The organism is Algoriphagus sp., from assembly GCF_024305035.1.
In the GTDB taxonomy this organism is placed as follows: domain Bacteria; phylum Bacteroidota; class Bacteroidia; order Cytophagales; family Cyclobacteriaceae; genus Algoriphagus.
This window is the reverse complement of the sequence record NZ_JAMWZB010000015.1, coordinates 1-15,593: the sequence shown is the minus strand read 5'-3', so window position 1 is coordinate 15,593 and position 15,593 is coordinate 1. Positions and strand designations below refer to the sequence as shown.

Genomic DNA, 15,593 nt, shown 5'->3' with positions numbered 1-15,593 from the left:
CAGGAATTAGTGAAAAGACCTTTTGACTTGCTATACCAGAAGTAGTAACAAAACGTTCAAAGGTCTGTCTGTTTAATTAATTTCAAATTTAAGAATTAAAACTTAACACATCCATGCGTGATACGGTTCAGCGGGTTTTTGGCATTTGCTTGGTTGCCCTATTTTTCACCTCGGGAAAAATAGACCATGCTCTTTTAGTCGAAGATCCCTTAATCGCACCCGATCCCATTGCCCAGCTCAACTGGGTAGATTCGGTTTACCAAAATCTTTCCCTGGACGAGCAACTCGGCCAGCTTTTTATGGTGGCCGCTTATTCAAATAAAGACGAAGCTCATGTCGATGAGATAAGCCAACTGGTGAAGAACGAAAATTTAGGCGGATTGATTTTTTTCCAAGGGGGACCTGATCGACAGGCAAAATTGACTAATTACTATCAAGCGCAAGCAAAAACCCCACTTTTCATCGCCATGGATGCTGAATGGGGATTGAGTATGCGCCTGGATTCCATTCCGGATTTCCCCAAAGCCATGACACTCGGAGCCATTCAAAACACCGAGTTAATCTATTCCATGGGAAGCGAAATGGCCCGCCAATTTAAGGAAATGGGCATGCACATCAACTTTGCCCCAGTCGTGGACGTCAATTCCAACCCTGATAATCCGGTAATTGGCTATCGTGCCTTTGGCGAAAACAAACAACTGGTCGCTAAGCGGGCAGTCGCCTACATGAAAGGCCTACAAGATCATGGAATCATTGCCAACGCCAAACATTTCCCCGGTCATGGAGATACTGAGGCCGACAGTCATTATGCACTTCCGGTCATCAAGCATCCCGAAAATAGAATCTGGGACATCGATCTCTACCCTTATCAGGAGCTGTTTCGTGAAAACCTCATGTCGGTCATGGTCGCCCACCTTAATATCCCCTCCTTAGATGATCGAGCGAATACCCCAACCAGTTTAAGTCGGAAAGTTGTCACCGACCTCCTTCAAAACCAAATGAATTTTCAGGGATTGGTATTTACCGATGCCCTCAACATGCGCGGCGTGCTGCAATCCAGCAGTCCGGGAGAAGTAGACCTCAAGGCCCTTTTAGCAGGAAATGATGTGCTGCTCTATTCTCAGGACGTACCCAAAGCCAAATCTCTAATCAAGGAAGCTATTCAAGAGGGAAAAATCTCAGAGAAAGAGCTCGAAAGGAAAATCAAAAAAATCCTTAAGGCAAAATACCAAGTAGGCCTCCACACGTATAGACCCATCAAAACCGCCGGGCTGGTCGATCGCCTCAACACGCCCGAAACTGAAGTAATTCGGGAGGAATTGTATGCTAATGCCATTACCGTGGCAGCCAACAAAGATGAGCTGATTCCATTCAAAGGGTTAGACATGAATCGATTTGCCAGTTTGACCATTGGTGGCGAAGGAGAAGCCTTCCAACAACAACTCAGCAAATACACTAAGTTTGATCATTTTGACATCGACAAAGCCTCCAGTGAATCTGAGCATTATAAGCTGATGAAAAAACTGGAAGACTACGAAGTTGTGGTCGTCGGTCTGATGGGAGTAACCAATAGCCCAAGACGAGCCTTTGGCATTGCACCGGGAGATATAAGCCTGCTACGAATGCTTCAAAAGCGTCAAAAAGTCGTCACCGTATTATTTGGAAATGCTTACGCTTCCCAATTTTTGGAAGGACTGGAGCATGTCGTTTTTGCTTTTGAAAACAATGAGTTGACCCAAAAACTAAGTCCCCAGATCCTTTTTGGTGCAAGGCCGGCACAAGGAATTCTTCCCGTATCGGTGAGCACCCAATTTACCTATGGCGTAGGAGGGTTTCTGCAAGGGATGAACAGACTTTCTTATGGCACGCCTGAAAGTGTGGGACTGGACAGCAAAGTACTGAACCAAATCGATGAAGTTGCCCAAAAAGCAATTCGGATCCAAGCCACACCGGGAGCAAACGTACTGGTGGTCAAAGACGGAAAAGTAGTGTTTGAACGATCCTATGGGCAACTCGAATACAAGCGTTCCCCAAAGGTGAATTCAGAAACCGTATACGACCTGGCCTCAATCACCAAAGTCTTGGCCACTACGCAGGCAGTGATGTTTCTTCATAGCCGAGGGGAACTGGACATGAACAAAACATTGGGCGATTACCTCCCAGAACTGAAGGGCACCAACAAAGCAAAGTTGATCCTTCGGGATGTGATGGCACATGAAGCAGGATTAAAAGCATTTATTCCTCATTACGTAAAAACAGTGGAAGGCGGGCAGTGGCGTGATACGTATTACCAACCAAATCCAACACCGGATTTTTCCAGCCCGGTTTCCAACGACATGTTTGCGGTAAATCACCTTCGGGATAGCATCTGGCATTGGACCGTAAAATCCTATCTGCTCCCAAAAAGCGGGGGCCGAAATCGCTATGTTTATTCCGACCTGACCATGTATTTTATGCAGGCCGTGGTCGAGCGAATCGTCAATCAACCCTTAAACGAGTTTTTGGACCAAAACTTCTATGAGCCGCTTGGATTGTATAGCCTGACCTTTAAGCCATTCGAAAAAATGCCGATCGACAACATCGCTCCTACAGAAAATGATGTGGCCTTTAGAAAACGACAAGTCAAGGGTTATGTACACGATCCCGGTGCGGCCATGTATGGGGGAGTTGCCGGACATGCGGGACTTTTTGGCAAGGCCAATGACTTGGCTGTGATGATGCAGCTGATGCTCAACCAGGGATATTACGGAGAGCTCAGCCTGCTGAAGCCTGCCACTGTTGCTGCATTTACTCAGCGCCAATCTACCCAAAGCAGAAGAGGATGGGGATGGGACAAACCTGAACCCGAATTGGGAAAGGGCGGCTCTGCTGGAGATTTAGCACCAAAGACGACATTTGGCCATACCGGATTTACCGGAACCTGCGTCTGGGCGGACCCTGAAAACAACTTAATCTATGTTTTTCTATCCAATCGGGTATATCCTGAGGCAGAAAACACCAAGTTACTCAAAGAGGGGATCCGAACTGAAATCCACGATATTATTTACAAAGCATTGGAAAGGAGAAAAACCCCCTTATTCAGAGCTTCTTCCGACAATTAATATTTTTCTCCAATCAAAATCAATTCCTCCTGAGGCTGGATCAAAAATTCAGCCCCATTTTCTGTGATCACAGCCATTTCCTCCACAGAGATTGTTTTGAAAGTTCCATCGGCTCGTTTCCAGGAATGGAATCCATCGAAAGCGAAAACCATCCCTGCTTTTAATTCCTTTTCGGCGGCAGGCCGCACAGATGGGCTTTGTGCTCCGCCTAAATTAGGTCCTACGTCATGAGCAACATAGCCGACAGGATGACCGGTACTCCACATCACATATTCTGAACCGGCCTTTTCCATCAGTTTCCGTTGTGCCCGATCTACCTCCACACCCTTAACTCCTGGTTTCATGGCTGCAAAGGCTGCTCGAGAACCTGCTTTGCCATGCTCCCAGTAAGATTGAATAGCTGCAGGAACTTCCGTCTCCCTTTCGTTCAGCACATAGGCGAAGCGCTGAATATCACTGACCCAGATATCATAAAGCTTTACACCGAAATCAATCTGAATTACATCCCCTGGCATGATCACCTTTTCTGTAGCATGGGAATGTCCCCGATCGGGCCCGGAATTCACATTGGGATTTTGATCAGGATGCCAGGCATCTTTCACTCCATATTCCGCCATTTTTTCTTTTAAAAATTGAGCGACTTCCGCATCGGTGGTTTTTCCGGGCTTTATCATTTCATAGGCTTGATACTGAAAATCTGAAGCTAATTGGGCGGCCTGACGCATGATTTCTACCTCAGCGGGAAGTTTAATGGACAACCACTCATAAACCAGTTCGGTCGAGGAGACAAGCTTTTCTGAGGCATCACCTAGTGCTTCCTCAAGCGCAACGCGCTGGCTATACGATAAGCCATCTGCCATCGCATTGCTCTGGGAGCTATTCACCGCGATTTTCTCAAAATTCTTTTCCTCAATAAAAGCGGCGGCTGCCTCCACTGCCGACTCTCCGCGAGGAACTCTCCTCACTTCCTCATGAATATCCAATTCATCGAGCGCGGTGGCTTCGCCGTCTGGGGAAAACACCAAGGAATGAAATCCTCCTTCATCGAGGTAAAATAGAAACACGGCCGTCCCACCGGCATTTTCTCCCCCAATATGAGAAGCGATCGGATCATTGTGATTTTCCCGACAGATACTGATCCAACAGTCCACTCCTGCGGATTTCATCGCTTCGGGTAAAAGACGATTGATTCGCTCTTTTCGGATTTCCGGCCAGGGATTAGCTGACCAATCGGGAAGGGTGTTGGGGGGATTTTCTACCGGAGCTTGACAGGAGAAGGTTACGGAAATGAGAAAGAGTAAAAAAAGGAAGGATCGAGTCATAAATCAATTTTTAAATGCCAAGTTTAAACTAAAGGTAAATCCTAAATAAATATGTTTTCGAATCAGGAATTCTAATTCTGATTTCTTAAGCACGAGTAATTTGAATGCTCAATTCCTTCAATTTATTGATAATCAGCTTATCTTTACTTGGTACTAGTTAAAACCTCCACTGGATAAATATAAATCCCCACTTTATTTGAACAAAATCAATGTGGATGCGTGTTTAAACCAGATTAGCCAAAAAGGCTGAAATAAAGCTATGAAAATTGGAATTGTATGTTATCCTACTTTTGGTGGGAGCGGTGTAGTAGCCACAGAATTGGGAAAAGGCCTGGCAAAAGTCGGACACGAGGTTCACTTTATTACCTATAGTCAGCCTTCCCGTTTGGATTTTTTCAGTGAAAACCTGTATTACCACGAAGTAGATATCAAAAGCTATCCCCTTTTTGAACATGCCCCTTATGAACTGGCTTTAGCCAGTAAAATGGTCTCTGTTGTCAAATATGAAAATTTGGATTTACTCCATGTGCACTATGCAATTCCCCATGCATCGGCAGCCTATATGGCCAAGCAAATCCTCAAAGATCAAGGAATTCAGATCCCGGTAGTAACCACGCTGCATGGGACAGATATCACTTTGGTCGGAAAGGATCCAAGCTACGAGCCGGTGGTTACCTTCAGCATCAACAAATCCGACGGAGTTACTGCAGTATCCGAAGATCTAAGAAAAGAAACGTATAAATACTTTGACATCAAACGTGAAATCGAGGTTATCCCCAATTTCATTGATTTGGAACGTTTCAAAAAACAGAAAAAAGAGCATTTCAAAAAAGCCATCTGTCCCAATGATGAGAAACTACTTGTCCACACCTCCAACTTCCGAAAAGTAAAACGTGTAGAGGATGTCGTACGGGTTTTTTATGAAGTCCGAAAAGAAATCCCCGCCAAATTACTACTGGTCGGTGATGGCCCAGAGCGGGACAAAATGGAGCGTCTCTGCCGCGAGCTAGGCACCTGCGATGATATCCGGTTTTTAGGCAAACTCGATGCGGTAGAGGAAGTTCTCTCGGTGGCAGATTTGTTTATTATGCCTTCTGAAAAAGAAAGCTTTGGTCTGGCCGCACTGGAAGCTATGGCCTGTGAAGTTCCTATTCTGACTTCAAACGCCGGAGGGATTCCTGAATTAAATATCGACGGAGTCACCGGTCATGTCTGCGAAATTGGCGATATTCAAGATATGAAAGAAAAAGCATTGCGAATTCTTTCCGATGAGCACATTGCCCAATACAAGGCCAATGCGTTGGCTCGCGCAAAGGAATTTGACATTTCTCAAATTCTTCCACGCTACGTGGATTATTATCAAAAAACCATTGAGAAAACCCTTGCGGCAATTTAGAAGCCAAAATAAACTGACAAAAATCAGGGCATTTACACAACCCAAAAGGTTACTTTTGCAGTTAATTATTAAACCAACTAGTTATTTTACCTTTGATTAATTCACGAACAATATGAAAAAGATTGGAAGACTCGAAAGACCGGACAATTTTGGTTCAGTGAGAATGTTCGATAACCCGGTACTAGAACGTTTATCTCGGACCCATATCAGTATCCCGATTTCAATGTTTGGTATTTTATCGGCGATTTCTTTCTATTATGCATTAGACACCACAATTCCTTTGTCAAAGGGATTAGTGATACTTTTTGCAGGATATATTTTCTTCACCTTTGTGGAGTACATGATGCACAAGTATTTCTTTCACATGGAACCTGATACACCGATGAAAGACAAACTGCAGTATTCGGTTCATGGCGTACACCATGACTATCCAAAAGACAAGGATCGATTGGCCATGCCACCCTTTGTGAGTGCAGCCTATGCAGCAATAGCCTATTTGATTTTCAAATTGATCATGGGCGATTTCGCTTATTATTTTCTTCCTGGATTCTTAATCGGATATGCCAGTTACCTGGGTGTACATTACATCGTTCATGCTTACAATCCTCCCAAAAATTTTCTAAAAATACTCTGGGTCAATCATGCGATTCATCACTACAAAAATCCGGATGTCGCCTTTGGGGTAAGTACCCCACTCTGGGACATCATTCTCGGCACCATGCCCAAAAAAGAGTAAGATAAAACCTCTCGTATGGGAGGTTTTTTGATTTTAAAGCTTATGAACAATATTTCTATCATCGGACTGGGATGGATTGGTTTGCCTTTGGCAAAACTGCTATTGAAAGAGGGTTTCGCAGTAAAAGGAAGCACGACCAGCTCTGACAAAGCCACCTCACTACAAAATTCAGAAATCCACGCAGTCCACTTTGCCTTAGAGCCTCACCCCGTAGGTACAGGGTTTCACCAACTTTTTCAAGGCGATGTCCTAGTGCTTAATATTCCTCCCCGAAGCCGACAGGATGGCGGAGAAAAGTATCTTGAGCAGTTAAAATTTATTTCCGCTTTACTTGAAACCTCCCCTATTCAGAAAGTTTTGTATGTGAGTTCAACAGGGGTTTATCCCGAAAATTTTTCCGCTGAGGAATATACCGAAGAAGAGATCATCACTCCCAATACGGCGGGCAATGCTGCACTCTGGAAGGCAGAACGCTACCTTCTTGAAAACCTGAGGCAAGATTTGACCTTGCTTCGCTTTGGCGGGCTTTTGGGTGATGATCGCATTCCCGGAAGATATTTTTCCGGAAAAGAAAATGTGGTCGGCCATACTGGAGTCAATTACATCCATAGAAATGACGCGGTACGGATGATGCATTTTATTTTAGCAAACGAGTTATGGGGCACAACCTTCAACGGCGTAGCTCCGCTTCATCCATTGCGGAAGGCAGTTTACGAGAAAAATGCTCAAGACCTTGGAATTGCTCCTCCAGCTAGCTACGCTCCTGAAAATCCAACCGAACAACGCCTCATTTCTTCCCGGAAAATTATCGATGAGGGATTTGACTTTATTTTTCCGGATCCTTTGGATTTTCCTTACCAAAAATAGTCACCCTGACTAAGTAAAAAAATTCAGGTAACCCAACTGATTTTTGCATCCCAAAGGATTTTTAAAAGAAATTGCGCATATTCTCGGGCTAATCAATAACCTATCGGAATGTGCGCCATTCACCCATTTGACAAAACCCAAAATCAATCCCTCTTAAGAGGTACAAAACGATCTTTTTTGATCTTGCTTGGCTTGATTTCATCCCTCGCCTGTCAGTCTCCCCGCTCTCAAACCGACTACACCGACTGGTCTTACTACGGAGGACCCGAAGATGGAAGTCGATATTCTAGCCTTTCCCAAATCACCAAAGAAAATGTCACTCAGCTCGAGGTAGCTTGGACTTATCGCACAGGAGATGCCACCGAGCGATCTCAGATACAATGTCAGCCCATCGTCAAAAACGGCATCCTCTATGGCAGCACACCCTCGCTGAATATTTTTGCCTTGGATGCGGCTACTGGGACTGAAATTTGGCGTTTTGATCCATTTGAAGTATTAGGTGGCGAAAATTCTTGGGCCGGGACTAATCGAGGCGTATCCTATTGGGAAAAAGGGGAGGATAAACGTATCCTATTCGGTGCAGGGAATTGGCTGATGGCAGTGGATGCCCAAACAGGAAATCCTATTTCGAACTTTGGGCAAAATGGAAAATTGGATCTTCGGGAAAACTTAGATCCAGAGCGAAAAGATTTTTTGATCGTGGCCAATGCCCCTGGAGTAGTTTATCATGATCTATTGATTATCGGAATGCGGCTCTCTGAGGGATTGGATGCTGCCCCAGGCCATATTAGAGCCTATCACATCGAAACCGGCGAACTGGAATGGACCTTTCACACCATCCCAAAAGAAGGAGAGCTGGGCCATGAAACCTGGGACCCAGCATACATCAATCAAATTGGCGGAGCCAATAATTGGGCTGGGATGGTCGTGGATTATTCCAGGGGAATCGTCTTTGTACCCACCGGGTCAGCAACCTATGACTTCTGGGGTGGGTACCGACATGGGGATAATCTTTTTGCCAATTCACTGATTGCTCTTGATGCCAAAACAGGGGAAAGAATCTGGCATTTTCAGGGCGTTCACCATGATATCTGGGATCGGGATTTCCCTTCCCCTCCTACGCTAATCCGCATCCAAAAAGATGGCCAATGGATCGATGCGGTGGCTCAACCTTCCAAGCAAGGATACACTTTTGTTTTGAACCGGGAGACCGGCGAGCCCGTTTGGCCGATTGAGGAGCGACCCGTCCCTCAAAGTACCCTTCCGGGAGAAAAAACCAGTCCCACACAACCCATTCCAACTCTTCCCGAGCCATTTATGAGTCTTATTTTTGAGGAAGAGGACATCCTAAATCTTAAGCCCACATGGGAGGCTGATATCCGGAATCAATTAAAAAATGCGCTTTATGGGGATATGTGGCTTCCTCCCAATGCGGAAGAGCCTATAATCCTGTTTCCTGGAATGGACGGAGGGGCCGAGTGGGGAGGAGCGGCTTTCGATCCTGAAACCCAGACCTTTTATGTCAATGCCAATCAAATCCCTTGGATCATCGAGATGAGCCCCAATACGGATTTTGAAAATGTGGGAAAATCCGCTTATACCAATTATTGCGGCAATTGTCATGGATTGGAGCGAAGGGGAAATCTCCCCGCCATCCCAGATTTGATCCAAATCAACCAAAAATACACCCCCGATTCCTTGGATCAATTGCTCCAGAAAGGTCGTGGAGCCATGCCGGCTTTTGATTATTTGAGCCAAGAGACCCGAAAAGTCTTGGTCGATTACCTGATGGGAACTTTAGAGGAAGGGAATAAAAAAGAACTCGAATCCGCCTCGAGTCATCTCAATCCACGCTACTACATGAAGGGCTATAAAAAACTCCTTACCCAAGAAGGTCTTTACGGCTCCAATCCTCCTTGGGGGCTTCTCACAGCGCTGGATATGCAAACTGGATTGAAAAAATGGCAAATCCCATTGGGAGAGATTGATAGTCTGGCTGCACAGGGATTGAAAAACACAGGAATTGAAAATTACGGGGGACCAGTTGTCACCGCTGGAGGCTTGCTGTTTATAGCCGCCACAAAAGATGAAAAAATCCGGGCATTTGATAAGGATACTGGGGAATTACTCTGGCAAGCCAACTTACCCGCTGCCGGACATGCGACGCCCGCGATGTATGAAAAGGATGGAAAACAGTTTTTGGTCATTGCCTGTGGAGGGGGAAAGGGAACCAAAAGCGGAGATGCTTACGTGGCTTTTGCCCTACCGGAGAATTTAAAAGATTGAACCCCTAACCCATGAAATTCCTTAGCATTTCCACCATACTCATCTGTTCATTTCTTCATCCCATAGAAGTAAATCCAGAATTTCATGACGCATTTGTAGAGGAGTTTGACTCCCAAAATCTCCAACACTTTGAGTACGTTTCCAGAGGATCAGATGCCCATTTTAAATGGCAGGCGGGCACGTCTTCAAAAAAAGAGAAAGAAACTTCCATTCTTTCTTTGAAGCTAAACCCAAATGACCCAGCAGGTCCTGGAAGAGGGCCAGAAATCAGCTCCAAAAAATCAGTTCACTTTGGCCGCTACGCAGCTCGGCTCAAGGTGCCTGAGGCGAAGTTTAAGCAGCCCGATATGGGAGCTGTGGCCGGATATTTTACCTATACCCATGACTCGATTTTAGGATTGAGTGAAATCGATTTTGAATGGCTGCTGGCCGATCCAGAAGTCATTTATGTGGGCACTTGGACTGGAAAAAGTGGAGATTTGAAGCGAGTGGGCCGAACCATAAATTTAGCTCAAGGCTTGATCTATACCAGTGAATACCGGGAAGATGCCCAAAAAATCAAAGAAGACATCACCCATGAACAACATCAACCTATGTTTATAGAAACCATTCCAGATTTTGACGCCTCAGCTGAGTTTCATACCTATGGTTTCGACTGGTATCCGGATCGCATTCGATGGTGGATGATTCATCCTCACCGAGGGGACACTTTAGTGCTTTGGGATTATCAGGGAAAGCGAGGAATCCCTCAGCATCCCAGTAAGTACTTGATGAACTTTTGGCATACCGATAATTGGGCGGTGGAGACCAACCCGCAAGCTTTGGAGAAACCTAAGCATCGATTCGAACTGGAAGTGGACTGGATGTCCTATAAGCCACTAAGGACCAATCAATAAGTTTTATTTTTTTTGCTGCGCCCTCAGGGCTTCCAACTGGAGTTTGATTAGGTCAAGTTTTTCCTGAGTTTTGGATTTTAGTTCTGCTAAGCTCAAGTTGGTATGGAGCAATGTGGATGACCTTTTGATTTCGATCTGGACAATTTTTTCCAAGTCTCTTAGCCTTTTACGCTGCATTTTTTCCTGTCGGATGTACTCTCTAAAAAGTAAATAATGTATAGCCAGCATACTTCCCGAAACAAGAATTATCAGAAGTTTTAACAAGAAGGGTTCAAGTCCAAAATCCGCCATTTGCTTTTTACCCTTCCTTTAGGGAAAGGAAGGACTCAAAACTATCAAAAGATCCCCCAAAGCACTATACGACAAAAGACCTATTTACTCAAGATGACTTGGGTTCCTGCTTTGGGTTTACTGATAATTTCCAGGTTACCACCCAGTTCCTCTGCCCTCTTTCGCATATTGTACAATCCATGACCAGCTTGAATCTGGGATTCATCAAAGCCTAGTCCATTATCGGAAATACTCAATTCAAAATGCACCTCATTTCCTGTTAAATTAATCTTGATTGCACTGGCTTGGGCATACTTGATTGCATTTTGGACAGCTTCTTGGATGATCCTCAAAACATGAAGGCTATCGGAGGAATTCAGCTCACTTTTTGAGGGAAAATTCGGAGCAACCGTTAAGGTAATATCCATTTCGACGATTTCTTTCGCCTTTTTCAAGTAATCCTGCACTCGGACAAACAGAGATTCCCAGCTGACTTTTCCTTGGTTCATCGCCCAGATGGTATCTCGAAGTTCGGTAATCGTCTGTCGAGTAAAGTCAGCGATCGCACGGTAGCGCTGAGTCAAAGTCTCTTTGATGGGCTCAAAGTAATTGAGGTTTTCGATCGACGAAATTATAAAAGTCAGTTGTGCACCGATCGTGTCATGGAGATCTCGAGCGATGAGCATACGCTGCTCATTGAGTTTGTTTTGGGTTTCGATTTTGGCCAAGGCCGTTTTAAGGGCTGATTCTTGGCGAATTTGTTGATTTCGAAGTCGCTGCTGATAATAAAGCAAATAACCCACCACTGCCAAGATCAAAGCCAGAATCAAGGAGCCAAAGATTTGAAGATTTTTATTTTGTATTTCCAACTCCTGCTCGGCAATCTGAAGATCCTTAAGTTCGGTTTGATATCGAGTATCCAATTCAGCGGTAAGTTCTCGGGACTCCTTCTCTATTTTTTGTCGTTGCAGCTCAATATAGCGATTAGCGTAATAGCGAGAACTGTCTGGAATCCCCTGGGCTGCATAGAGTGAAATCAATTCAAAAAAAGGCCCAAGCACATCTTCCTCAGCTCCTTGGGATTGAAAACTGGCAGCTGAATTGAGCAAATGAGCCTTTGCCTCATCAAAGGAACCCTGAGCATTAAGTGATACTCCCAAAGCAAACTCAAGGGTAGCCTCCTCATAGCCCGCATTTATAGATCGAGCTACTTCCAAACCCGATCTTGACACCTCTTCAAGTGCTTTCATTTCCCCTAGTTCTTGGAGAAAAATGGCATAAACCCGATGAGATATTGCCAAACTCATCGGCTCACCAAGTTCTTTGGCCAAACTTAGTGCTTTTTGGAAATAGGCTTCTGCCTGATCAAAATCCTTTAAGTATTTGTAGGAACTTCCCATATTATTGTAGGTCCCAACTAAAGAGCGGTAATCTCCTAACTCCTCTCGGATGGCAACCGATTCCTGATAAACCTGAATGGCATCCTCAAAGCGCGACAGATTTTGATAAATTACACCCAGGTTACTTTTGATCGTGGCCACACTAAGCAAGTCATTTTCTTTTTCGAAAATAGGGAGAGCCCTTAAAAAACTGGAAATAGCCGAGTCTGACTCATAGGTCTTTTGATAAACAAAACCCAAGGCAATGAAAACTTTGGCCATACCCAGAGAATCTCCCAATTGCTGACGAATATCCAAGGCTTGAGTATACATTTTTCGCCCCTCTTCCAGCTCCCCTTTTTGTAAAAAACCACTTCCCAAATCGCTGTATGCTTGGGCGAGTATGCCGGGATTATCGGTTTTATGAGCAGTTTCTACGGCCAATTTTCCAAAATAAATCGCAGAATCGAGGTTGAAAGCCGCGTATTGCCAACCCAATTCCCCATAGAGATTGGCGAGTTTTTCATCCGACATCGGTTCGGTTACCTGAGCTCGTAGACTATCGATCAGTATCTTAGCACCTTGGCCAAAAATATAATTTGAATGAAAAACGAATGCTAGTAAGGCTAAGATTGCCTTCCCTTTCCTAAAAGATGAAGACTTTTTCATGAAGTGACAAAACAAATAAAACCGCTATTGAACAAGAAATGAAACCAAAAAATAAGAGATTTTCGACTCACTATACACTTGAATATGCTTTTTTTATTCGATCAGCCCAATTTTATACGGTTTTGAGTGATTTGCTGAAACCAAACTAAATGTGAATCTTAGGGTTTGATTAACAGCATATAAACCCAAAGTATACGATGAATTTTACGATGAACGAGAATCAGCGAATGATCGCTGAGATGATCCGGGATTTTGGAGCCAAGGAAATCACCCCCTTTCGCAAAGAGTGGGATGATCAGCAGTATTTTCCCATCGAACTTTTCAAAAAACTTGGCGAGCTCGGATTAATGGGCGTCCTGGTTCCAACCGAGTACGGGGGTTCCGGTTTTGGCTATTATGAATACGTAACTGCCATAGTAGAGCTATCTAAATTGGATCCTTCTGTAGGCCTTTCCATGGCTGCGCATAATTCCCTGTGCACCGGCCACATCATGCTATTTGGCAATGAAGAGCAAAAGAAAAAATACCTCCCCAAACTAGCCACTTGTGAATGGCTTGGGGCTTGGGGTTTGACCGAGCCCAATACCGGTTCGGATGCCGGAAATATGCGGACCGTTGCCAAAAAAGAAGGTGACTATTACATCCTCAATGGCGCCAAAAACTTTATCACCCATGGCTATTCGGGTGATGTGGCAGTGGTCATTGCCCGAACGGGTGAAGTAGGTGACTCCCATGGCATGACTGCTTTTGTGGTTGAAAAAGGAACTCCCGGGTTCAAGGGAGGAAGAAAAGAAGACAAACTCGGCATGCGAGCCTCCGAAACAGCTGAGATGATTTTTGAAGATTGCAAAGTTCATAAAAGTCAGATCTTAGGAGAGGTTGGCGAGGGCTTTATCCAATCCATGAAGATTTTGGATGGAGGTAGAATCTCCATCGCGGCACTTTCCCTCGGAATTGCTGAGGGTGCGTTGGAAGCGTCCATTCAGTATTCCAAAGAACGGCAGCAATTCAATCAGCCGATCAGCAAGTTTCAGGGGATTTCCTTCAAGCTAGCCGATATGGCTACACAACTAGAAGCCGCGAGTCTGTTGACTTTCAAAGCAGCGGATTTAAAAAACCGAGGCGAAAAAGTAACCTTAGCCGGAGCTCAAGCCAAATTATATGCTTCTGAAATTGCCGTTTCAGTCGCCAATGAAGCGGTACAGATTTTCGGTGGCTATGGCTTTACCAAAGACTATCCGGTGGAAAAATACTACCGAGACGTCAAACTGTGTACCATCGGGGAAGGGACCTCAGAAATACAGAAATTGGTGATTTCAAGAGAGGTCTTGAAGAAATGACGCTTGAAGTCCAGTGTCGGATGTCCGATGTCCAGTAAGCTCAAATTTTAGCCAAGATGCTAAACTTCAAAACTTCCTTGGTGATTTCCTCAAGGAAGTTTTTTTGATTTCAACCAGTCCGAAACTGTGCTGATTAATTGTTTTATGTACCATTGGTGAATAGGATCAGCCATTATACATTTTTCTGATTTCTGGGATGAAAATCTGTCAAAACCTGACGTAGGTAATCCCGATCCAAATGGGTATAAATTTCCGTGGTGGTGATGCTTTCATGTCCGAGCATTTCCTGAACAGCTCGTAAGTCCGCTCCTCCCTCGATCAGATGTGTGGCGAAAGAATGTCGAAATGTATGAGGGCTCACATTTTTTTGAATTCCTACCCGCAATACAGCTTCCTTGATAATCATAAAAATCATCACCCGACTCAGTTTTTTGCCTCTTCGATTCAGAAAAACAAATTCCTCATGACCTCGGGCAATATCCTGATGATTTCGTACTTCTTCTTGATAGATTTTCAGGTATTTCAATGCATCCTTTCCAAAGGGAACCAAGCGTTCTTTATTTCCTTTTCCCACGATTCGCAGAAAACCAATGTCTTCAAAAATCTGGCTTTTCTTCAAATTAATCAATTCCGAAACCCGCAGACCACTGCTGTAAAGTAATTCCAGCATGGCCCGATTGCGATGTCCTTGAGGTTCGCCCAGCGGAATTCCCTCCAAGATCTGATTGATTTCGTTAAAGCTCAGCGTATCAGGCAACTTTCTTCCCAATCTTGGCGAATCCAGCAATTGTGCGGGATCCTTGGCTATCAACTCCTCATACATCAAAAAACGGTAAAAAGCCTTGATCCCGGAAATCATGCGAGCTTGGGTAAATTCAGAAAGCCCGAGTTCGCCAATGGTCTGGACAAAAGTCTGAAGCTCTTTGGAGCTTACATCGGTAGGACTCAACCCGCTAAAGGTAGTTTCCACAAATTGTCCCAATCGCTGCACATCCCGGCAATAGGCTTCGATGGAATTTTCACTCAACGAACGCTCAATTTTCAGGTAGTGCCGAAATTGTTTGTTATACGATTCCCAGGATTTGGACATAACGAAAATTTAAGAATATAAATCAAAAATGAAGCCATCCAAAAGAAAAGATAGCTTTGTAAGAGCTTGTATTTTTTTGTCAAGGTATCCCATAAATGATATAGTGATAGCCAAATAAGAAATCTAAATTATGATTAATCAGAAAGAAAATCCAATCCCCTGATAGGCCTTCGAATTTCACAGCGTTAAACCCGAATTATGCATTAGAATAATTGAAAGGAGGACTGAGATTTTGAATTTG

The 15,593-nt window shown here is 44.4% G+C and carries 11 protein-coding genes; 7 read left to right on the top strand and 4 right to left on the bottom strand.

Annotated features, from left to right (window positions below; translation table 11 throughout):
- The first annotated feature begins 113 nt into the window (after positions 1-113).
- Positions 114-3,101, top strand: a complete 2,988-nt coding sequence (locus tag Q0L00_RS10090) for a glycoside hydrolase family 3 N-terminal domain-containing protein (RefSeq protein WP_297336762.1) — start codon at positions 114-116, stop codon at positions 3,099-3,101.
- Here the strand turns inward: Q0L00_RS10090 and Q0L00_RS10085 are convergent.
- Entirely contained in the window at positions 3,098-4,423 is a 1,326-nt protein-coding gene (locus Q0L00_RS10085) for a M24 family metallopeptidase (protein ID WP_297336761.1), read from the bottom strand. The genes Q0L00_RS10090 and Q0L00_RS10085 overlap by 4 nt on opposite strands.
- 259 nt (positions 4,424-4,682) lie before the next feature.
- On the opposite strand from Q0L00_RS10085, the gene bshA reads away from it, so the two are divergent.
- From bshA to Q0L00_RS10060, 5 genes are all read left to right on the top strand, one after another.
- On the top strand, positions 4,683-5,819 hold the full coding sequence (gene bshA, locus Q0L00_RS10080) for an N-acetyl-alpha-D-glucosaminyl L-malate synthase BshA (RefSeq protein WP_297336760.1): 1,137 nt from the start codon (positions 4,683-4,685) through the stop codon (positions 5,817-5,819).
- A 112-nt stretch (positions 5,820-5,931) separates the two neighbouring features.
- Positions 5,932-6,555, top strand: coding sequence for a sterol desaturase family protein (locus tag Q0L00_RS10075; protein WP_297336759.1), 624 nt, complete (start codon positions 5,932-5,934; stop codon positions 6,553-6,555).
- Between the two features lie 42 nt (positions 6,556-6,597).
- A complete protein-coding gene (locus Q0L00_RS10070; RefSeq protein ID WP_297336758.1) occupies positions 6,598-7,422 on the top strand; it encodes an epimerase in 825 nt (274 codons plus the stop codon).
- Between the two features lie 108 nt (positions 7,423-7,530).
- Positions 7,531-9,708 (top strand): pyrroloquinoline quinone-dependent dehydrogenase, encoded by a 2,178-nt coding sequence (locus tag Q0L00_RS10065; RefSeq protein WP_297336757.1) that lies wholly within the window; start codon positions 7,531-7,533, stop codon positions 9,706-9,708.
- An 11-nt stretch (positions 9,709-9,719) separates the two neighbouring features.
- On the top strand, positions 9,720-10,604 hold the full coding sequence (locus Q0L00_RS10060) for a glycoside hydrolase family 16 protein (RefSeq protein ID WP_297336756.1): 885 nt from the start codon (positions 9,720-9,722) through the stop codon (positions 10,602-10,604).
- Positions 10,605-10,607: 3 nt separating this feature from the next.
- Here Q0L00_RS10060 and Q0L00_RS10055 read toward each other — a convergent pair whose 3' ends face one another.
- Both Q0L00_RS10055 and Q0L00_RS10050 read right to left on the bottom strand, forming a co-directional pair.
- Positions 10,608-10,832 (bottom strand): hypothetical protein, encoded by a 225-nt coding sequence (locus tag Q0L00_RS10055; RefSeq protein WP_297336755.1) that lies wholly within the window; start codon positions 10,830-10,832, stop codon positions 10,608-10,610.
- Positions 10,833-10,975: 143 nt separating this feature from the next.
- Positions 10,976-12,922 (bottom strand): sensor histidine kinase, encoded by a 1,947-nt coding sequence (locus Q0L00_RS10050; protein ID WP_297336754.1) that lies wholly within the window; start codon positions 12,920-12,922, stop codon positions 10,976-10,978.
- Between the two features lie 197 nt (positions 12,923-13,119).
- Here Q0L00_RS10050 and Q0L00_RS10045 point away from each other — a divergent pair, with 197 nt between their 5' ends.
- Positions 13,120-14,262 (top strand): acyl-CoA dehydrogenase family protein, encoded by a 1,143-nt coding sequence (locus Q0L00_RS10045; protein WP_297336753.1) that lies wholly within the window; start codon positions 13,120-13,122, stop codon positions 14,260-14,262.
- 172 nt (positions 14,263-14,434) lie between these two features.
- Here the strand turns inward: Q0L00_RS10045 and xerD are convergent, their stop codons facing one another.
- Positions 14,435-15,352, bottom strand: a complete 918-nt coding sequence (gene xerD, locus Q0L00_RS10040) for a site-specific tyrosine recombinase XerD (protein WP_297336752.1) — start codon at positions 15,350-15,352, stop codon at positions 14,435-14,437.
- Between the last annotated feature and the right edge of the window lie 241 nt (positions 15,353-15,593).

What these genes read in the sequence shown, in the direction of transcription:
- Q0L00_RS10090 (WP_297336762.1), top strand. Translation starts at nt 114, where the DNA reads ATGCGTGATACGGTTCAGCGGGTTTTTGGCATTTGCTTGGTTGCCCTA.
- Q0L00_RS10085 (WP_297336761.1), bottom strand. Translation starts at nt 4,423, where the DNA reads ATGACTCGATCCTTCCTTTTTTTACTCTTTCTCATTTCCGTAACCTTC.
- bshA (WP_297336760.1), top strand. Translation starts at nt 4,683, where the DNA reads ATGAAAATTGGAATTGTATGTTATCCTACTTTTGGTGGGAGCGGTGTA.
- Q0L00_RS10075 (WP_297336759.1), top strand. Translation starts at nt 5,932, where the DNA reads ATGAAAAAGATTGGAAGACTCGAAAGACCGGACAATTTTGGTTCAGTG.
- Q0L00_RS10070 (WP_297336758.1), top strand. Translation starts at nt 6,598, where the DNA reads ATGAACAATATTTCTATCATCGGACTGGGATGGATTGGTTTGCCTTTG.
- Q0L00_RS10065 (WP_297336757.1), top strand. Translation starts at nt 7,531, where the DNA reads ATGTGCGCCATTCACCCATTTGACAAAACCCAAAATCAATCCCTCTTA.
- Q0L00_RS10060 (WP_297336756.1), top strand. Translation starts at nt 9,720, where the DNA reads ATGAAATTCCTTAGCATTTCCACCATACTCATCTGTTCATTTCTTCAT.
- Q0L00_RS10055 (WP_297336755.1), bottom strand. Translation starts at nt 10,832, where the DNA reads ATGCTGGCTATACATTATTTACTTTTTAGAGAGTACATCCGACAGGAA.
- Q0L00_RS10050 (WP_297336754.1), bottom strand. Translation starts at nt 12,922, where the DNA reads ATGAAAAAGTCTTCATCTTTTAGGAAAGGGAAGGCAATCTTAGCCTTA.
- Q0L00_RS10045 (WP_297336753.1), top strand. Translation starts at nt 13,120, where the DNA reads ATGAATTTTACGATGAACGAGAATCAGCGAATGATCGCTGAGATGATC.
- xerD (WP_297336752.1), bottom strand. Translation starts at nt 15,352, where the DNA reads ATGTCCAAATCCTGGGAATCGTATAACAAACAATTTCGGCACTACCTG.